24 protein-coding genes are annotated in these 15,859 nt (G+C 72.7%); 18 read left to right on the plus strand and 6 right to left on the minus strand.

Annotated elements, in window-relative coordinates:
* The first annotated feature begins 127 nt into the window (after window positions 1–127).
* From QA634_RS02875 to QA634_RS02890, 4 genes are all read left to right on the plus strand, one after another.
* Complete coding sequence (locus QA634_RS02875) at window positions 128–352, plus strand: hypothetical protein (RefSeq protein WP_012330546.1); 225 nt, start codon at window positions 128–130, stop codon at window positions 350–352.
* A 56-nt stretch (window positions 353–408) separates the two neighbouring features.
* Window positions 409–882 carry a hypothetical protein gene (locus QA634_RS02880; RefSeq protein WP_012330547.1) on the plus strand — a complete coding sequence of 158 codons (474 nt, stop codon included), beginning with the start codon at window positions 409–411 and terminating at the stop codon, window positions 880–882.
* A gap of 98 nt (window positions 883–980) precedes the next feature.
* Window positions 981–1,253, plus strand: coding sequence for a hypothetical protein (locus tag QA634_RS02885; protein WP_012330548.1), 273 nt, complete (start codon window positions 981–983; stop codon window positions 1,251–1,253).
* An 86-nt stretch (window positions 1,254–1,339) separates the two neighbouring features.
* Window positions 1,340–1,543, plus strand: coding sequence for a hypothetical protein (locus QA634_RS02890; protein ID WP_012330549.1), 204 nt, complete (start codon window positions 1,340–1,342; stop codon window positions 1,541–1,543).
* A 104-nt stretch (window positions 1,544–1,647) separates the two neighbouring features.
* Here QA634_RS02890 and QA634_RS02895 read toward each other — a convergent pair whose 3' ends face one another.
* On the minus strand, window positions 1,648–1,932 hold the full coding sequence (locus tag QA634_RS02895; RefSeq protein ID WP_236728808.1) for a hypothetical protein: 285 nt from the start codon (window positions 1,930–1,932) through the stop codon (window positions 1,648–1,650).
* A 266-nt stretch (window positions 1,933–2,198) separates the two neighbouring features.
* Between QA634_RS02895 and QA634_RS02900 the strand changes: the two genes are divergently transcribed.
* Entirely contained in the window at window positions 2,199–2,549 is a 351-nt protein-coding gene (locus tag QA634_RS02900) for a DUF1476 domain-containing protein (protein ID WP_236728807.1), read from the plus strand.
* Window positions 2,550–2,598: 49 nt separating this feature from the next.
* Here QA634_RS02900 and QA634_RS02905 read toward each other — a convergent pair whose 3' ends face one another.
* Complete coding sequence (locus tag QA634_RS02905; RefSeq protein WP_012330552.1) at window positions 2,599–3,243, minus strand: SOS response-associated peptidase; 645 nt, start codon at window positions 3,241–3,243, stop codon at window positions 2,599–2,601.
* A gap of 111 nt (window positions 3,244–3,354) precedes the next feature.
* Between QA634_RS02905 and QA634_RS02910 the strand changes: the two genes are divergently transcribed.
* The 4 genes from QA634_RS02910 (at window position 3,355) to QA634_RS02925 (ending at window position 5,744) form a co-directional block, all read left to right on the plus strand.
* Window positions 3,355–3,906 carry a hypothetical protein gene (locus tag QA634_RS02910; protein ID WP_012330553.1) on the plus strand — a complete coding sequence of 184 codons (552 nt, stop codon included), beginning with the start codon at window positions 3,355–3,357 and terminating at the stop codon, window positions 3,904–3,906.
* A 200-nt stretch (window positions 3,907–4,106) separates the two neighbouring features.
* Window positions 4,107–4,322: a hypothetical protein gene (locus QA634_RS02915; protein ID WP_012330554.1), complete on the plus strand. Its 216-nt coding sequence runs from the start codon at window positions 4,107–4,109 to the stop codon at window positions 4,320–4,322.
* Between the two features lie 694 nt (window positions 4,323–5,016).
* Window positions 5,017–5,262, plus strand: coding sequence for a hypothetical protein (locus QA634_RS02920; protein WP_012330555.1), 246 nt, complete (start codon window positions 5,017–5,019; stop codon window positions 5,260–5,262).
* A 50-nt stretch (window positions 5,263–5,312) separates the two neighbouring features.
* Window positions 5,313–5,744 (plus strand): hypothetical protein, encoded by a 432-nt coding sequence (locus tag QA634_RS02925; protein ID WP_012330556.1) that lies wholly within the window; start codon window positions 5,313–5,315, stop codon window positions 5,742–5,744.
* Between the two features lie 71 nt (window positions 5,745–5,815).
* Here the strand turns inward: QA634_RS02925 and QA634_RS02930 are convergent, their stop codons facing one another.
* Window positions 5,816–6,019: a hypothetical protein gene (locus QA634_RS02930; protein WP_012330557.1), complete on the minus strand. Its 204-nt coding sequence runs from the start codon at window positions 6,017–6,019 to the stop codon at window positions 5,816–5,818.
* 128 nt (window positions 6,020–6,147) lie between these two features.
* Complete coding sequence (locus QA634_RS02935) at window positions 6,148–6,447, minus strand: hypothetical protein (protein ID WP_012330558.1); 300 nt, start codon at window positions 6,445–6,447, stop codon at window positions 6,148–6,150.
* Window positions 6,448–7,015: 568 nt separating this feature from the next.
* Here QA634_RS02935 and QA634_RS02940 point away from each other — a divergent pair.
* From QA634_RS02940 to QA634_RS02960, 5 genes are all read left to right on the plus strand, one after another.
* Window positions 7,016–7,690 carry an OmpW/AlkL family protein gene (locus QA634_RS02940; protein WP_012330559.1) on the plus strand — a complete coding sequence of 225 codons (675 nt, stop codon included), beginning with the start codon at window positions 7,016–7,018 and terminating at the stop codon, window positions 7,688–7,690.
* Between the two features lie 258 nt (window positions 7,691–7,948).
* Window positions 7,949–8,461: a hypothetical protein gene (locus QA634_RS02945; RefSeq protein WP_012330560.1), complete on the plus strand. Its 513-nt coding sequence runs from the start codon at window positions 7,949–7,951 to the stop codon at window positions 8,459–8,461.
* A 230-nt stretch (window positions 8,462–8,691) separates the two neighbouring features.
* Window positions 8,692–10,092, plus strand: coding sequence for an IS30-like element ISMtsp4 family transposase (locus tag QA634_RS02950; protein WP_012330561.1), 1,401 nt, complete (start codon window positions 8,692–8,694; stop codon window positions 10,090–10,092).
* A 38-nt stretch (window positions 10,093–10,130) separates the two neighbouring features.
* Window positions 10,131–12,581 carry an EAL domain-containing protein gene (locus QA634_RS02955; protein WP_050777460.1) on the plus strand — a complete coding sequence of 817 codons (2,451 nt, stop codon included), beginning with the start codon at window positions 10,131–10,133 and terminating at the stop codon, window positions 12,579–12,581.
* Between the two features lie 142 nt (window positions 12,582–12,723).
* Window positions 12,724–12,975: a hypothetical protein gene (locus QA634_RS02960; RefSeq protein ID WP_012330562.1), complete on the plus strand. Its 252-nt coding sequence runs from the start codon at window positions 12,724–12,726 to the stop codon at window positions 12,973–12,975.
* A 9-nt stretch (window positions 12,976–12,984) separates the two neighbouring features.
* Here the strand turns inward: QA634_RS02960 and QA634_RS02965 are convergent, their stop codons facing one another.
* Entirely contained in the window at window positions 12,985–13,221 is a 237-nt protein-coding gene (locus tag QA634_RS02965) for a hypothetical protein (protein ID WP_018262702.1), read from the minus strand.
* Window positions 13,222–13,375: 154 nt separating this feature from the next.
* Between QA634_RS02965 and QA634_RS02970 the strand changes: the two genes are divergently transcribed.
* The 3 genes from QA634_RS02970 to QA634_RS02980 all read left to right on the plus strand — a co-directional run bounded on the left by QA634_RS02970 (window position 13,376) and on the right by QA634_RS02980 (window position 15,026).
* Window positions 13,376–13,768: a hypothetical protein gene (locus QA634_RS02970; RefSeq protein WP_012330564.1), complete on the plus strand. Its 393-nt coding sequence runs from the start codon at window positions 13,376–13,378 to the stop codon at window positions 13,766–13,768.
* 449 nt (window positions 13,769–14,217) lie between these two features.
* Complete coding sequence (locus QA634_RS02975) at window positions 14,218–14,679, plus strand: MucR family transcriptional regulator (protein ID WP_043700758.1); 462 nt, start codon at window positions 14,218–14,220, stop codon at window positions 14,677–14,679.
* A gap of 92 nt (window positions 14,680–14,771) precedes the next feature.
* Window positions 14,772–15,026 (plus strand): hypothetical protein, encoded by a 255-nt coding sequence (locus QA634_RS02980; RefSeq protein WP_012330566.1) that lies wholly within the window; start codon window positions 14,772–14,774, stop codon window positions 15,024–15,026.
* 2 nt (window positions 15,027–15,028) lie between these two features.
* Here the strand turns inward: QA634_RS02980 and QA634_RS02985 are convergent, their stop codons facing one another.
* Window positions 15,029–15,319, minus strand: a complete 291-nt coding sequence (locus QA634_RS02985) for a hypothetical protein (protein ID WP_265576513.1) — start codon at window positions 15,317–15,319, stop codon at window positions 15,029–15,031.
* A gap of 213 nt (window positions 15,320–15,532) precedes the next feature.
* Between QA634_RS02985 and QA634_RS02990 the strand changes: the two genes are divergently transcribed.
* A complete protein-coding gene (locus QA634_RS02990) occupies window positions 15,533–15,814 on the plus strand; it encodes a PsiF family protein (RefSeq protein ID WP_012330568.1) in 282 nt (93 codons plus the stop codon).
* The last annotated feature ends 45 nt before the right edge of the window (window positions 15,815–15,859 follow it).

Raw genomic sequence — 15,859 nt, forward strand, 5'->3', positions numbered from 1 at the left:
GGCGCAGCAGACATTCTGTGCGGTACCTGACAGTTTCGGCCCGATTCAGGTTGAACTTGCTTCGGGTTAATGTCTCGATGTAGCGTCGCTTCTACCTCTTACCCACCATCATCTTGGGGGGTTTTCGATGTCGGCGCTCGACGCCTACAACGTCTTTCTCCGCAAAGAGACGCCGGCGCTGCGCTGCGCCGTGCGGCAGGACCGGCCGGTGCCCGATTTCGTGCGCGGAGACGTTTGGGAATACGCTGGCACGGTCGATGCGGGGACCGCGCCGGCCGGGTTCAAGGTCGCGGCGGCGCGGCAGGCGACCTCCCATGTCGGCTACTACGTGTTCTTCGCCCTGACCGCCTGAGATCCGCGCGGCGGCGGAGCGCGGAACCATCCGGCGGGCTCGGCCATTCCAGGGGTATGAGAGCCACCTCCGCCCTGGTCAGCATCGCTCTGGCGGGCGCCGCCATCGGCGCCTGGGCGGCGACGCGCTCCCCGCAGGTCCCCCCGCCACCGCCCGCGGTCGCCGCCTCCGCGGTCCCGTGGGTCACCCCGCCGACGCGCGATCCCGTCGCGGACGAGGCGGGGGACGCGCCCGCGAGGCCCGCCCCGCCGGACGCGGTCGCGCCGAGCGTCGCGGCCACCGGCTCGCTCGCGGCCGCGAGGCCGCGCGCCCCGGCCGAGGGGGCCGCCCGGCCCCGCGCCGCGCGCGGCACGCGGGTCCACCAGCTCGCGGCGCGCCGCGCCACCGTCCCGCGCCGGGCGGTCCCGGTCGCCCACGCCGCCCTGCCCGGCCGAGCGCGGGCGGTCGCGGAGCCGGCCGAGGCGGAGCGGGCGGAGATCCCGGCCGGCCCGGAGGCCGAGCCGATCCAGTTCGGCCTCGCCAGCCGCTGACCGACCCCGCGCGGCCCCTCGGTCCGCGGCCGGGGCTTGCGCGACGGGCGCCGGCATGCGTTGTTCCCTTTTCGTTCTAAAACGAATCGGAGGCGGCCGTGACGCCAGAGAGCCCGCACATCCCGCCCGAGCACCTGCCCGCCATCCGGGCCGCCCGGGTGCTGCGCGAGGCGCTGACCGGCAGCATGCACCTGCTGCCGCGCCGCTCCGTGATGCGCGGCATCTACCGGACGCTGATCGAGAACATCGACGAGTTCGCCTTCACGGTGACGCGGGAGCCGGACTATTTCAGCCTCAAGGCCCACTCGGCGACGCCGTTCTACGGGCGCCGCGACGGCGATCCCGGCGACGGGTCCGCCGACGGCGCCTGAGCGGCGGCACGTGCCGGGGCGCACGCCGCTCCCCCCGCGGCCCCGCTAGAGCTTGGCCTCGAGGCACGCACCCTCGGGAGCCGCACATGACCCCGCTTCACTCTCTCCCGTCCGACCAGGCCGACCCGCGCGCCGACGCGCCGGCGCGCGCCGCACCCGCCGAGATCGCCGACGCCGACCTCGACGCGGTCGTGGGCGGGGCCGACCCCTGGGTGATCATCCGGATGTGGGGCATGGTCAACTTCCCGCCCAAGACCATCGGCCAGAGCTACAAGAGCCCCTCGCTCTGAGCCTCACGGGCCGGACGGGGCCGCCGATCCGGCGGCCGGAGCGATGCGCGGGCGCGCGTCCGAGCGACGGCGCGTTCGGACCCCGCGCCGCCCGGGCGGGGTCCTCAGTGCAGGCACACCGCCTCGCGGACGTATTGCTCGACCTGTTGCCGCGCCCAGCCCAGCGCCTCGTCCGTCGTCGCGAAGCTCGGTGCCCTGCCGCGGGGCTGGCACGGGCCGAAGCCGGCCTCCAGGAACCAGTGGCCCCAGAATTCCGGATCGAGGAACGCGTCCTGCTCCAGGCGGACCAGGACCGCGACGAGGCGCCGGTCCACGAACAGCAGGCAACCCTGATGGTCGGGGCCGGCGGTGTTCACCAGCACGGCCTGGCAATGTGAGGATGGTGCCATCCGTTACCCCCATCGGTTGCATCGGCGGACCACAAATATAGCGCACTAAGAGTTTTTGCACTCACAGTTTGGTCTCATACCTTTTGGCCTAGGCCGATTGCGGCGGACCATCCGGGGCGCCCGCGCCCAATCTCGGCACCTAGGCGGCCATCATATCCTTATATTGTCAAGTTTGAACGGGTTTTGCATTCGTGCCGGAAGCGGGTAGCATTCATTTAACAAGGATAGCCCGCGCTCGACAATCGGCTATCCGACGGAGGATGCTGATGACGAGGTTGTTTGAGGAACGCGAGAAGGCGGCCGAACTGTTGTTCGTTCGAGCCGAGGAGGCTCGGTTCCTGTCGTACTGTCAGGCTGTTAGATCGCTCGCGGTCTATGTAATGGAGAAGATCGGCCTCGATCGCTATAGCGCCGGCCCCTACGCTCACGAGCTGCTGAGCTGCTTGGTCTATGGGTTGGACAAGTCGGCGCTGATCGAGCGCGTCGCGGCTGACCTGGAAGCGAATGGAGTCGCGGTCGATCGCGACGATCTGCGCCGCGAGCTGGAGCGCTCCGCCACGCAGGCGATCTATGCCGAGGAGGCCCCGGCCCGGAGAGGGAACGCGGCGCTCCACTGATCCCGGCCGCGGGCGGCGACCGGTCCGCCGCGGGACCGGCCGGGCCGGCTCAGGCGCCGTCCTGCCGCTCCCCGCGCGCGACCTCCCGCATCGCCTCGTCCGGCAGGGGGCGCTGCAGGCGCAGCGCCTCCTCGGCGGGCGCTTCGAGCCAGGTGCGCCACGCGGCCTCGTCGGTGAGCAGGACCGGCATCGCCTTCGGATGCACCGGGCCGACCACGCCGTTGGCCTCGGTGGTGAGGAAGGCGTAGAGCCGGTGCTCCTCCTCGGCCGGCTCCTCGCGCCGGGGCCCGCGCGGGCCCGTCCAGGGCCGCCAGATCCCCGCGAAGGCGAAGAGCGGCCGCGCCTCGGACAGGGCGAACCAGACCGGGGTCTTGCGCGGCTTGGTATCGGCGTACTCGCTGAAGGAGGAGACCGGCACGAGGCAGCGCTGGGCGGGCTTCAGCCAGGGGCGCCAGTAGGGCGAGGCCGGGTTGCGCAGGTTGGTGACCGGCTGGGAGCCGGCCTTGGGCGGCGGCGGGAAGCCCCAGCGCATCATCGTGAGGACGCGCGCGCCGTCCACCGCGCGCACCACGGGCGCCATCTGGTCGGGGAAGATCGCGGGCAGCGCCGGCAGGTTGCCGGTCTCGTCGCGGCTCACCCCGAAGATGCGGCGGATCTCGTCGGGCGAGCGGGTCAGGCTATAGAGATTGCACATCGGCGGGGATCCTGCTCGGGGTCTCTGCGGCAGCGCTCGCGGCCGACCGGGTTGGAGGCCGGCGGCGAAGCAGCTATGCAGGAGCCGCGAGCACGGCGGGAGGATTCGGACGTGAGGTGGCGACGGGTCGCGGGCGCGGCCATCATCGTGGGTTCGACCCCCCTGGTTCCGGGGAGCGCGGGGGCGCAGCAGCTCGACATCCAGAACCTCGTCCCCTGCGCCCAGGAGGGGGGCGTGTGCCGGATGCCGCATCCCACCAACGTCTATTACGGCATTCCCGGCAAGACGGTCGGACGACCCTTTCCCCAGGGCGGCAGCATCGCCTGCACCAACCAGAGCTTCGGCGACCCGGTGCCGGGCCAGAGGAAGATGTGCTGGTACGCCCCGCGGGTGGGCGAGCGCGGCCGCGGCGAGGGGCGCGCCCGCGGGGGCGACGAGGATCCCGGCTACGGGCGGCGGGGTGCCCCCGAGCGCTGGGAGCGCGGTTACGACCGCCGCATCCCCGGCGAGGAGATGTCCCCCCGCTTCCGCCGCGAGCGCGAGAGCGACGACGAGTATCTCGGACCGCCCCGCGACCGCGGCTACGGCCGCTACGCTCCGTCCCCCGGCGGCTACGGGTCCCGGGAGGGGCGTCCCTACCGCCCCGATCCCGACGACGAGTGATCCGGGCTCCGAACCCGCAGCGTCGCTCCCGGCGGAGCCTTGCTCCCGGCGGAGCCTTGCTCCCGGCGGAGCCTTGCTCCGCCCACGGGCGCCGGGCCGGCTTCGCTTTTCTTCGCGTCGGCCCCGCACCGATAAGGATCTCTCGGCCCAAGCTCGGCGTTGGACTGCAGGATGACGACCCGCAGGAGGGAGCCTGAGGCATGAGGGTGGAGCTACGTCGCCTGCTGAACCTGCTCGACCATGTCGGCGATTGGATCTCGCTGTCCGAACTGGACGGCGATCCCTACCTGCTGCCCGACGACGACCTGTTCGTGCCGGGCCTGGTCGCCCGGGGATGGGTGACGCACGATCGCGTGACCGGCTCGATCCGGATCAACGCCGCCGGCCGCGCCGCCTTCGAGCGGCTGGAGCTCTGATGCGCTGTCCGGACGATCACGTCCGGACAGCGGATGACCAGCCCGCGCGGCGCGTGAGCGAAGCCGACATCCGCATGGCCGAAATGGGAGATGGCGACGCAATCCGTCGGATGTCGGATGACGGGGAGCGCCGGGGACCCTCATCGCCCGGGCGCCCGGTCCCGCACGGGCGGGTCGCCCCCGGCCCCCGGGACCGATGCGCGGCCCGTGGCATCCCCCTCCTCATCTTGACGAACGGCGCGGGTGCCATCACCGGCCCGCCTCATCGCCCCTCCCTCACGCCCCCTCGCGGCAGGGCCAAGCCGGACAGCTGCGCCTGAATCCGAGAGATCTTCACCGTCTCACACGAGACATCGCCGGAGATTGCGGCTGCCCGCGGTTTCAGATCCGCCATCCTCTCCCGTGCGGACTCGCGCCGTGAGGCGCCACCACTCCGGCACAACGCTGACGGCACTCACGACGTCTTCGCGCCGGTGATGGCGCACGCATCACCAATCCTGTTCACGGGCGGCAAGCGGTATTGATCGGCGCCATGCGCCGATCCTGCTCCCGTCAAGATTGATCTAAATCCAGTATCATGGCTGATTTAGTCGCGCACGTGCTCTGATGCACATGCCGTCTCCATTATCAGTATTACATTTCTTGTGTGACGGGCGGGACCGACCCGGTCCGTTTCTCGCACAGGAGACCAACCATGACGCACAGCTTCGAGACCAAGACGGCCCGGCAGGAGGCGCGGAGCGCCGCGCCCGAGCAGGATTCCCTCCCCGCCCCCGTCGTCCTGACCCCGGAGGAACTCGACGCCGCCGTGGGCGGCGTGCTCGCCACGGGCGGCCTGTCGAACACGCTCAGCGGGCTCCGCAACCCGACGAGCACGATGGGGGTGATCATCGGCCCCCTCGGACCGCTCGGGGCGCTCGGCGGCCTGCAGGCGCGCTGAGGGCGACCGGACCGAGATCCGCCGAGAGCCCGCCAGCAGGAGCCCGGACCATGACCACCCGCATCGATTGCCCCAGTGCTCAGCCGGGCTCCCGCGCGAGCCGGATCTTCGGGGTCGCGACCGGGCCCCTCGCCGAGCGCAGGATCGGCTACCTCACGGCGCCGGTCGAGGCGGCGCCGGAGGTGCTGGCGAAGGCCGGGGACGCGAAGCCGACCGAGCTGTTCCGGATCGCCGCGCCCTGCGCCAAGGCGGCCTGCCGGCACTACAACGGCGCCTGCACCCTCGGGCAGCGCATCGTGACCTCGCTGCCGCCGGTCGTGAGCGGCCCGCCGCCGTGCCAGATCCGGCCGACCTGCCGCTGGCACCACGAGCACGGCGACGCGGCCTGCCTGCGCTGCCCGCAGGTCGTCACGGACAAGGTCGGGGCCAGCGAGGCGGAGATCCGAATCGCCGAGGGCCCGGCCCGGACGGAGCCGGCCTGAGCGCAGGCCCGCGACGCCGCGGCCGACCGGGTCCGTCAGGGTCCGGAGGGGGCCGGCTTCCGGAGGAGCGGTCAGGGCCCGCAGAAGGCGACGTCGCCCATGGCGGTGATCCCGCAGGTGCCGTCGCTCCGCGCGACCTCGTGCAGGCCCTCGCCGGCGAAGGCCCGCGCCGGGACCGCGGCCCTCAGCGCGCCGAAGACGGCCAGCGCGACCGCGAGGGCGCACAGCATCACGACGGTGTTCTGATTGAAGATGAGGCGCGAGATCGCCAGCATCGGATCCTCCGTCCTACAACCAAAGTCGTACGACTTTAGCCGCGCCTGGCGCCCGCTGCGTCATCCGAACGATGGAGGAAGCGCGGCCGGTGCGCCCATGGCGGGCCGGGGAGGTTCGGCCCGCCGCGTCAGCACCCGTTGCAGATCGGCTTCATGGTCTTCTGGGACGTCTTCTCAAGCTGGTCCAGCCTGACCTCGCCGCTGTAGCGGTCCTCCGCGAGATCGCGCACCGTCCTGCCGCTCTTGTCCTTCGGGATGTTTGAGGTTTGAGGCACGTCCTCCGGGACGCGGCCGCCGGCCCGGCCGGCTTGCGCGATGTCCGACCGCCACATCAGCTTGGCGAAGTCGGTCGGCCGCTCCTTCGACCAGCGCGCGCGGTCGGCCTCGGAGCGGCGCAGCGCCGCGAACGGGTCGACGGCGTTCGCCATGACCTGCCTCGCACCAGCGGACCTCGACCGGCGAGGGGACGGCTCCCGCGGCTGCGTCTCGTCGGCATCACCGGCTTGCGCTTCCTCGACGGTCCGATATCCCTGGACATCTGCGGAATTGAACCTCAATGCCGTAAGGTTTGAGCAGCCGCACAGCTGCAATGACACAGCTCCGAGAACCGCAACGCGTCGAACCAACATATGCGACACTCTCCGGGTGCTTGAGTGCGGCCGCTTCCAGGGGTGAAGCGAGGGAAGGCTTAGCAATAAATCAACGCTCTGGCGAGTCGCACCGGTGCCCGCCCGATTCGCCGCAGGCGCCGGCCGGTCGGGCGCGGGACGCGGGCGGCGCCCCGGCATCCTGAGCCGGCGCGGCCCGCCCGAATTGTTGCCGAGGAGGCACACCGGCCGAAGCAGCCCGCCCCCATTGTTGCCGACGAGCCACAATGGTCACCGCAAGCTTGACCGTTTGATCAGGATCAAAGAATGCTCCGCTCCACCTGCGTCAGGTTGCGCCATCCGACGCGCCTGCGCCGGCCGATCTCACTTGAGCAAGAACAGGCACACCATGTCCAAGCGGATCCTCGCCGCCGTAGCGGCCGTCCTCGCCGCGACCACGGCCCAGGCGGCGGACCTTCCCTCCACGGCCGCCCCGCCCCCCGTTCCCGACCTCGCGCTCTGGTCGCCCTGGATGCTGCGCCTGCGGGCCCTGGCGGTGGTGCCGGATCCGGGCGCGCGCCTCTCGGCGCGCGGCGCGCCGATCGTGGGCGCCGGCGTCGCGGTCACGGATTCGGTGATCCCCGAACTCGACATCTCCTACTTCTTCACCAAGAACATCGCCACCGAGCTGATCCTGGGCGTGACCCGTCACGGCGTCCGCGGCACCGGCGCCCTCGCCGGGACGCGCATCGGCAGCACCTGGATCCTGCCGCCGACCCTCACGCTGCAGTACCACTTCACCGATTTCGGGCCGTTCAAGCCCTATATCGGCGCCGGTGTGAACTACTCGGTGTTCTTCGGCGAGCAGGAGCGCCTCGGCTTCACCAGCTTCAAGCTCTCGAACAGCGTGGCGCCCGCCGTCCAGTTCGGCTTCGACTACATGCTGGACGCGCATTGGGGCATCAACGTCGACGTGAAGAAGGTGTTTCTCGACACCCACGTCAAGCTGAGCCCGGGCCTGATCCGCGGCCGGGTGGACCTCGACCCGTGGATCGTGGGCGCCGGCGTGACCTATCGGTTCTGAGCCGAGCCCCCGGCGGCTGCGCCCGGCGCCGCCGCGTCCGGGACGCGGTCCGCCGGGGCGGGCCGCCTTCGTCCCGACGCACACGTCGCATCGGCCGGTCCGGGCCCCGTCGGGGGCTGGGGCCGGCCGCGTCGCGTCGTGGAGGCGCCCGGCCCCGCGCGGGACGCGGCGCATCGCCGGCCGCTCGGCTCTGCCGCAGGGATGCCGCGATGGCGTGGTGGCCTGCGGCCGCGGCCTCGCCGTCCCCTCGGAGCGGACATGCCCCCCTCACGATCGCTTCCCCTGCGCGCCCTGATCGCCCTCGCCGACGTCGCGGTCGCGGCCTTCGTCATCGGCATCGAGCTGCTGCGGCCGCTCTACCGCCCGCTCTACGAGGCGCTGTCGCGCCTCGCCCTGGTGCGGCGCCTGGAGGCCGGCGTCGCGCGCCTGCCCCGCTTCGCGATCCTGGCGCTCCTGGCGGTCCCGTTCCTGGGCGTCGAGCCCCTGAAGCTGGTCGGCGTGGTCTGGATCGCCGAGGGCCGTCCCGGCCGCGGCCTCGCGCTCCTGGCGGGGGCCTACCTGGTGAGCTTCGTGCTGGTCGAGCGCATCTACCACGCGGGAAGGGCCAAGCTCCTCACCATCGGCTGGTTCGCGGTCGCGATCGGCTTCGCGGCGCGGGTGCGCGGGGCGCTGCTCGCCTATGCGCGGGCGACGCGGGCGTGGGGCATGGCCGCCGCGACGGCGCGGCGGGTCCGCGCCCTGCTGCGGCGCCTGATCGCCCGCGCCGCCTGAATCCCGGCCGCCCGATCGCGCCGTCCCGGTTTTTCGTCGTGCCGCGCCTCCGTCCGGGTGGATTTACGCTCCGAATCACGCAACAGACTAAGAAAGTTTTCAGCAAGCCGGTGGAACGCTAGGGCGGCGGGATCACGATCGCTTCATGCTTCTCGATGTCATCGCAACGATCGGTGCGGATTGGGTGGATTCAAGTGGTCGTCGCAACGGCTTGGCGGAGGGCGGTTGTGATGGCAGGTCGGCGGCGTTCGGATCGGGCACTTCGCGAGAAGCTGCGGTCACCGGGTCGTCCCGGGGTCGGTCTGCGCGAGACGCGGCGGGGGTTCTGGGCGTTCCTCGCGCAGGGTCTCTCCAGCGAGGTCGCAGCGATGAAGCTCGGGATCTCGCCACCGGTCGGCTCGCGGTGGTTCCGGACAGCAGGCGGAATGGCACCTTCCCACCTGTCACCATCATCCAAGTCGCCTTCTGCGCGCTACCTGTCGTTGGCTGAGCGGGAGGAGATCGCGATCCTACAAGCGCAAGGTCACGGGGTCCGGGACGTCGCTCGGCGTCTGGGACGGGCGGCGTCGACCATCTCGCGGGAATTGCGCCGCAATGCGGCGACCCGCAGTGGCGGCCTGGACTATCGCGCCACGACCGCGCAGTGGCACGCTGAACGCGCGGCACGCCGGCCCAAGCCAGCAAAACTGGCGGGGAACGCAGCGCTGCGGACGTACGTGCAGGAGCGGCTCGCCGGAACTGTCGCGACACCGGGCGGGAGCGCTCTGCCTGGCCCTAGCGTTGCCTGGAAGGGACGGCGGCACGGGCGACGCCAGAGCCGGCGATGGGGTCGATCCTGGAGTCCGCAGCAGATCGCCGAGCGCCTACGGCTCGACTTTCCGGGCGATACGACGATGCGCATCAGTCACGAGGCGATCTATCAGGCGCTCTACATCCAGGGCCGGGGCGCGCTGAAGCGTGAGCTGACCGCGTGTCTTCGCACAGGACGGGCTTTGCGTGTGCCGCGGGCCCGCAGCCTGGGCCGAGGCAGGTCGTTCGTCACCCCCGAGGTGCTCATCAGCGAGCGTCCGCCCGAGGTGGAGGACCGCGCGGTGCCGGGGCACTGGGAAGGAGATCTGATCCTGGGTCTGAAGAGTTCGGCGATCGGGACCCTGGTCGAGCGCACGACGCGCTTTACGATGCTGCTGCATCTTCCGCCGATGGACGGCCATGGGGTGACACCGCGTGCGAAGAACGGCCCGGCGCTGGCGGGGCACGGGGCCCAGGCGGTGCGCGAGGCGATCGCCGGCACGATCGCGCGCTTGCCCGAGCAGCTGCGGCGCTCGTTGACCTGGGACCAGGGTACCGAGATGGCCGAGCACGCGCGCTTGCGGATCGACGCGGGTCTGCAGGTCTACTTCTGCGATCCACGCTCACCCTGGCAGCGGGGGACGAACGAGAATACGAACGGGTTACTGCGACAGTACTTCCCGAAAGGAACGGATCTGAGCGCCCACAGCGCGAACGATCTTGCTGCTGTGGCCGCAGCCCTCAACAGCAGACCGCGCAAGACGCTGAACTGGAAGACGCCGGCAGAGGCGCTCGACGCTGTGCTGGCTGCCGTGCAAGATGGTGTTGCGACGACCGCTTGAACCCAAGTTGGTTCTGGCAGGCCGATGCCGACCTGCGGATGTCGTCGCTCGACGGCCGCTTCGAAGAGCTGACGGGCCGCTCCGCAGGGGAATGCCTCGGGCGTCCCTGGCCGGGCCTCGACGGGCCGGGCGATCCGGTCGGCGATCTCGCGCCGCTCGCCGCCCGCCGGCCGTTCCGCGACGCGGTCCTGGCCCACCAGCACCCGGACGGGCGCACCCGCTGGTTCCGGCTCGCGGGCGCGCCGGTCCTGTCCGCGGAGGGCGCCTTCCAGGGCTATCGCGGCGTCGGTTGCGACGTCACCGCGGAGATCGAGGCGCGCGACGCGCGGGAGGCCCGGGCGGAGGCGCGGCTCGCCGCGGAGCGGCGGCGCTCCGAGACCCTGCTCGCCCACATCGCCGACGGCGTCCTCATGCTGGACGAGACGCTGGCGATCACCGCCTTCAACCGGCGGTTCCTCGACCTCTACGGCCTCTCGGCCGGGGACCTTCGGGTCGGGCAGCCGCTGGAGACGCTGGTGCGCGCCTGCGCGGCCCGGGGGCTGTTTCCGGGCAAGACCCCGGACAAGGCCTGGGCCGCCGTGGCGGCGGACCTTGCCCGGCGGGTCCCGCGCCGGGCCGAGCGCAGGCTGGCCGACGGGCGCACGGTGGCGCTCACCGTGACGCCCACCCCCGACGGCGGCTTCGTCATGGTCCACGAGGACGCGACCGACCGCAAGCGCGCGGATGCCCGGATGGCGGAGCAGAACCGCTGGCTCGACACCGCCCTCACCCACATGTCGCACGGGCTCGTCCTGTTCGACGCCGCGCACCGGATCACGCTCCTCAACCGGCAATTCCTCGACCTCTACGGGCTGCGGCCGGAGCGGGTCCGCCCGGGCCTCACGGCCGAGCAGCTGATCCGGGAACGGGTGGCGGTGGGCAACTTCCCCGGCCTCGACGCGGACGAGGTCTGGGCGGAGGTGGCCCGGCGGCTCGCCAGCCGGTCCCGCTACCGCCGCGACGAGCAGCTCATCGACGGCCGCACCATCGCGGTCACCTGCGCGCCGACCCCCGACGGCGGCTTCGTCACGGTCCACGAGGACGTGTCCGCCCACAAGCGGGCCGAGGCCCAGATCGTCCACATGGCCCGCCACGACGCGCTGACCGGCCTGCCGAACCGCACCGTGCTGCACGAGGGCCTGACCGAGGCCCTGGCGCGGATCCCGGCCGCCGGCCCGGCCGCCGTGCTCTGCCTCGACCTCGACCGCTTCAAGGCGGTCAACGACACGCTCGGCCACGCGGTCGGGGACCTGCTCCTGAAGCAGGTGACCGCGCGGCTCGGCGACGAGATCGGCCGCGCGGCCTCCGCCGGCACCGCCCTCCTGGCCCGCCTCGGCGGGGACGAGTTCGCCGTCGTCCTGCAGCCGGCCAGCCGCGAGCGGGCGGGCGCACTCGCCGGGCGCCTGATCGAGGCGGTCGGGCGCGACTTCGCCATCGACGGCAAGCGCGTGAACGTGGGCTTGAGCATCGGCATCGCCCTCGCGCCGAGCCCGGGCGCGCTCCCCGCCGACCTGATGCGGGCCGCCGACATGGCCCTCTACGGTGCCAAGGGCGAGGGGCGGGGCGCCTACCGCTTCTTCGAGCCCGAGATGGACGTCGCGGTCCAGGCCCGGCGCGCCGTCGAGCTCGACCTGCGCGCGGCCCTGGCCTCGCCGCAATTCGAGCTGCACTTCCAGCCCTTCCTGACGCTGGCGAGCGACCGGATCGCGGGGTTCGAGGCGCTGGTGCGCTGGCGCCACCCCGTGCGCGGCCTCGTCCCGCCCTCCGACTTCATCCCGGTCGCCGAGGAGACCGGGATGATCGTGCCGCTCGGCGAGTGGGTGCTGCGGGCGGCCTGCCGCGAGGCGGCGCGCTGGCCGGAGACGCTGCGCATCGCGGTCAACCTCTCGCCGGTGCAGTTCCGCCACCCCGCCCTGGCGGCATCGGTCCTCGCCGCCCTCGACGAGGCGGGGCTCGCGGCCTCCCGCCTCGAACCCGAGATCACCGAGGGCGTGCTCCTGCAGGACAGCGAGGCGACGCTCGCGGTCCTGCACCGGCTCAAGCAGCGCGGCGTGCGCATCGCCATGGACGATTTCGGCACCGGCTACTCCTCGCTGAGCTACCTGCGCGCCTTCCCGTTCGACAGGATCAAGATCGACCGCGCCTTCGTGGCGGACCTCGCGGTCCGCCCCGACGCGCTGGCGATCGTGCGGGCCGTCACGAGCCTCGGCGCCGGCCTCGGCATCACCACGACGGCCGAGGGAGTGGAGACGCGGGGTCAGCTGGAGCTGTTGCGGGAGGCGGGCTGCGCCGAGGTCCAGGGCTACCTGATCAGCCCACCCCTCCCCCGCGGCGAGATCCGGGCGCTCCTCGCCCGGGACGCACCGGTGCCCGCCCGCCCGCACCCCGCCCGGACCGCCGCGCCGCGCCGCCGCGCCGGGCCGGCGGGCGGCGTTCCGGAACCCGCCTGAACCCGCGCCGGAACGGGCCGCACCGCCGGGGCAGTGCACCTCCCGGGCGCCGCAGCCGACGGCCTCGCTTTCCGGCCCGGGGCCCCTATGATCGCGGTCGCCCGCGGCCCCTGGCCGCGACCCGCGCCCCGAGAGGAGCCCCATGACTCCACGCATCACCGCCGCCGTCCTGGGCCTCCTCGCCCTGCAGGCCCCCGCCCTGGCGCAAGGCACCCCGGAGCAGCGGCAGGCCTGCACGCCGGACGCGATGAGCCTGTGCGGCCCCTTCATCCCGGACGCGGTGCGGGTGAAGGCCTGCCTGCTGCACAACCGGCAGAGGCTGACCCCGGCCTGCCGCGCCGCCATCGTGCCCGACGAGCCCCGGCGGCCCCGCCGGCGGCGGCGCGCGCGCTGATCGCGCCGGTCAGGGCGGGTCCTGCGCGGGCTCGCCCGAGAGAGGCAGCACGCCTCCCATCTCGGCGACCGCCCCCGCCCGGAGGTTCGGCCCCGGGGTCGCGAGCGCCACCACGGCCAGGAAGGCGAGGCAGGCCAGGACGGCGAGTGTGCGGGTCAGCCGCTCGGGTCGGTCGCGCTGCGCGTGGATGACCGCGCAGCCGAGGGTGAACAGCGCGGCCTCGGCGAGCGGGACGGCGAGCGTCATGCGGGGGCTCCTGCGGGCCGCGTTGGAATACCACATACCAACCGGCCGGCGGCCTGGGAAGGGCACCCCGCCCCCATAAGTCCGGGGCGCGGCAAGGAACCGGACCGCCATTCACCCGCTTCTTCCTCGCCATCGACGGCAGGAGGAAGACGTCATGAAGGTACCGACTCTGCTGACGGCCGCAGCCATTCTCACGCTGAGCGCCGGTTCGGTTCTGGCCGGCCCGTGCAATACGGGAACGACCAAGGGCAAGTCGCCCGAGCAACACGCGACGAACGCGTCGAGCTCCGACGTGGACAAGGGCAGCAAGAACCTGGCCGGCGGCCAGCAGCCCGCTTCCCCGGGGACGGTCGGGGCGATGAACAATGTCGGCGCCGGTCAGGCGACCGGCGACAAGGGCGGCTCCAGCGCCGATGCCAGGGGCAACCAGACCGACCCGGCGAGCAAGAACCTCGCGGGCGGCCAGCAGCCCGCCTCGCCCGGCACGGTCGGCGCGATGAACAATGCCGGGGCCGACCAGAAGCTCGGACAGAAGGACGATTGCTGATCCGGCCCGCCGGACGCGAGGCCGGGCGCGCCGCCCTCCGGCACGGAGCGGCGGGGCGCCCGGCGCCTCCGCTCCCGACCCGCGCCGCGCTCCTGGCGGGCGCCGCGCTCCTGGCGGGCGCCGGCGGCGGCCCCGGGCGCGAGAAGACCTGCCCATCGCCCAAGGATCCTTGGCCGAGGGATCCTTGGCCCGGGGATCCTTGGCCCAGGGATCCTTGACCAAAGGATCCTTGGCCAAAGGATCCGTGCCGCCCGCTCGCCCGCCAGGCACACCAGCGCCTCCGGCCTCCCCAAGGTCATGTCCTCTCCGGGCGGCGCTTCCTTCGATCTAATTCGAACGGATTAAATCCTGCGATAGATTATGATTTCACAAGAATTCTGATAATTATTGGCACCGAGGTCGATTTTCCTGTCATCCCCGAATGGAGTCGACCGGAAATGGGTGACCGAATGAGCGAGATCAAAGCGGAATCGACGGCGCCGGACAGCGGCGCGCTGGCTGGGCTGACCGCCGGCATCGTCACCGCCTACGTGACGGGGAACGCGCTGCGCGCGTCCGACATGCCCCACCTCGTGCGCAGCGTCTACAGCACCCTGGCGACGCTCGGCGGCCCGGCCAAGCCCGCGGTCGCGGAGGCGCCGGTGCCGCCGATCCCGATCAAGAAGACCGTGACGCGGGATGCGATCATCTCGCTGGAGGACGGCAAGCCCTACAAGTCGCTGAAGCGCCACCTCACGGCGCGCGGCCTCAGCCCCGAAGAGTATCGGCGGAAGTGGAACCTGCCCCCCGACTACCCGATGGTGGCCGAGGTCTACGCCCAGCGCCGCTCGGACCTCGCCCGGGTGCTCGGCCTCGGCCAGATCCGCAGCCGGAAGGCCGCGGAGCGGCGCGCGGCCGCGGCGGCCGAGTAGGCGCGGCGGCGCCCGATCGTCGCCCGGCGGGATCCCGGAGCCGTCAGGGGCGTTCCCACGCCTCTCCCCGCTCGTGCCGAGGATCTCGTCAGGTGTCGCCGTCGCCGCTGCTCCCACTGATCGTCACCGCCGTGTTCGCGGCGGGGCTGTTCGTCATCACCCGGCTCGAGAAATGGGCCGACCTCGTCGGCGGGATCCTCGGCCTCACCGCGGTGGGGCTGCTCTGCCTGCTGCTGCTGGCCGTCACTCCCCCGGCGCCCAGCGGCCCGAACCCGGCGCGGGGCCGGCCGGGCGTGCCCGTCAGCATGATGGCGGGGGCCGACCTCGGCTGGCCGGCCCGGCCCTGACCTCACGCCGGCTCGGTGCGCCCCGCCGGCCCCGCCGCAGGGGCGGGCGGCTCGCGGACGAGGCGGTGCGCCTCGCGGACGAGGGCGGGCGCCTCGGCGAGCGGCTCGGGCCGCAGCCGCTCGGCCAGACCGTCGGCGATCCCCGACAGGACGGCGTCCCACGCGCTCCCGAAGCGGCGCAGCGGCGGGCGGGGCGTCAGGAAGGCGGGAAGCGGGCTGGCCGGGCGGGCCGCCGGGGCGGGCGGCTCGGCGGCGGGCGGAAGAACCGGGGCGGAATGCAATCCGTGTCGCATCGGAGCCTCGCGCGGCGGCTGTCCCGGGGCCCGACGCCCCGGTGGCTGACCGGGATACTCTCCCGCGCGCCGGGCCGGACGGCCGTGCCGCGGCGCACGCGCCGCGCGGCGCCCGCGCCGAACCTTCGCCACAGACGCCTCCGAGCATGCGCCCGCCTGGCGGGGCCGGCGCGGGAATCCGCCGCCGGCCCCCGGACGCTCGGAGCATGGTCGATGACGCACTCCCGCTCGGCGCTCGCCGCCGCCGCCCTCCTGGCCGGCCTGTCCGCCGCCCCGGCCAAGGACGCCCTCGCCAAGGACACCCTCGCCAAGGACGCCCCGGCCAGGAACGCACCGGCCAAGCCGGCCGGCCGCCCCGAACCCGCCGGCGAGGAGAGCTTTCCGGGCGTCGACCCGGCGGTGCTCGCCCAGTGCCGCGGCGAGGCCGAGGCCAAGCGGCTGCGCGGCGAGGCGCGCCAGCTCTTCATGAAGACCTGCGTCGAGCCGGAGGATTGATCCGGGATCCGCTTGATCGACGCGGGTCCCGTATCCCAAGCCTGC

Origin of the sequence: Methylobacterium sp. CB376 (genome assembly GCF_029714205.1) — a bacterium.
Lineage (GTDB): Bacteria > Pseudomonadota > Alphaproteobacteria > Rhizobiales > Beijerinckiaceae > Methylobacterium.

Excerpts from the sequence above, each read along its gene's own strand:
- QA634_RS02930 (WP_012330557.1), bottom strand. The coding sequence starts at position 6,019 with ATGCTGGCGATCTCGCGCCTCATCTTCAATCAGAACACCGTCGTGATG.
- QA634_RS02955 (WP_050777460.1), top strand. The coding sequence starts at position 10,131 with ATGTCGTCGCTCGACGGCCGCTTCGAAGAGCTGACGGGCCGCTCCGCA.
- QA634_RS02970 (WP_012330564.1), top strand. The coding sequence starts at position 13,376 with ATGAAGGTACCGACTCTGCTGACGGCCGCAGCCATTCTCACGCTGAGC.
- QA634_RS02990 (WP_012330568.1), top strand. The coding sequence starts at position 15,533 with ATGACGCACTCCCGCTCGGCGCTCGCCGCCGCCGCCCTCCTGGCCGGC.
- QA634_RS02880 (WP_012330547.1), top strand. The coding sequence starts at position 409 with ATGAGAGCCACCTCCGCCCTGGTCAGCATCGCTCTGGCGGGCGCCGCC.
- QA634_RS02875 (WP_012330546.1), top strand. The coding sequence starts at position 128 with ATGTCGGCGCTCGACGCCTACAACGTCTTTCTCCGCAAAGAGACGCCG.
- QA634_RS02935 (WP_012330558.1), bottom strand. The coding sequence starts at position 6,447 with ATGGCGAACGCCGTCGACCCGTTCGCGGCGCTGCGCCGCTCCGAGGCC.
- QA634_RS02940 (WP_012330559.1), top strand. The coding sequence starts at position 7,016 with ATGTCCAAGCGGATCCTCGCCGCCGTAGCGGCCGTCCTCGCCGCGACC.
- QA634_RS02890 (WP_012330549.1), top strand. The coding sequence starts at position 1,340 with ATGACCCCGCTTCACTCTCTCCCGTCCGACCAGGCCGACCCGCGCGCC.
- QA634_RS02945 (WP_012330560.1), top strand. The coding sequence starts at position 7,949 with ATGCCCCCCTCACGATCGCTTCCCCTGCGCGCCCTGATCGCCCTCGCC.
- QA634_RS02960 (WP_012330562.1), top strand. The coding sequence starts at position 12,724 with ATGACTCCACGCATCACCGCCGCCGTCCTGGGCCTCCTCGCCCTGCAG.
- QA634_RS02905 (WP_012330552.1), bottom strand. The coding sequence starts at position 3,243 with ATGTGCAATCTCTATAGCCTGACCCGCTCGCCCGACGAGATCCGCCGC.
- QA634_RS02965 (WP_018262702.1), bottom strand. The coding sequence starts at position 13,221 with ATGACGCTCGCCGTCCCGCTCGCCGAGGCCGCGCTGTTCACCCTCGGC.
- QA634_RS02925 (WP_012330556.1), top strand. The coding sequence starts at position 5,313 with ATGACCACCCGCATCGATTGCCCCAGTGCTCAGCCGGGCTCCCGCGCG.
- QA634_RS02950 (WP_012330561.1), top strand. The coding sequence starts at position 8,692 with ATGGCAGGTCGGCGGCGTTCGGATCGGGCACTTCGCGAGAAGCTGCGG.
- QA634_RS02985 (WP_265576513.1), bottom strand. The coding sequence starts at position 15,319 with ATGCGACACGGATTGCATTCCGCCCCGGTTCTTCCGCCCGCCGCCGAG.
- QA634_RS02895 (WP_236728808.1), bottom strand. The coding sequence starts at position 1,932 with ATGGCACCATCCTCACATTGCCAGGCCGTGCTGGTGAACACCGCCGGC.
- QA634_RS02900 (WP_236728807.1), top strand. The coding sequence starts at position 2,199 with ATGACGAGGTTGTTTGAGGAACGCGAGAAGGCGGCCGAACTGTTGTTC.
- QA634_RS02975 (WP_043700758.1), top strand. The coding sequence starts at position 14,218 with ATGAGCGAGATCAAAGCGGAATCGACGGCGCCGGACAGCGGCGCGCTG.
- QA634_RS02915 (WP_012330554.1), top strand. The coding sequence starts at position 4,107 with ATGAGGGTGGAGCTACGTCGCCTGCTGAACCTGCTCGACCATGTCGGC.
- QA634_RS02920 (WP_012330555.1), top strand. The coding sequence starts at position 5,017 with ATGACGCACAGCTTCGAGACCAAGACGGCCCGGCAGGAGGCGCGGAGC.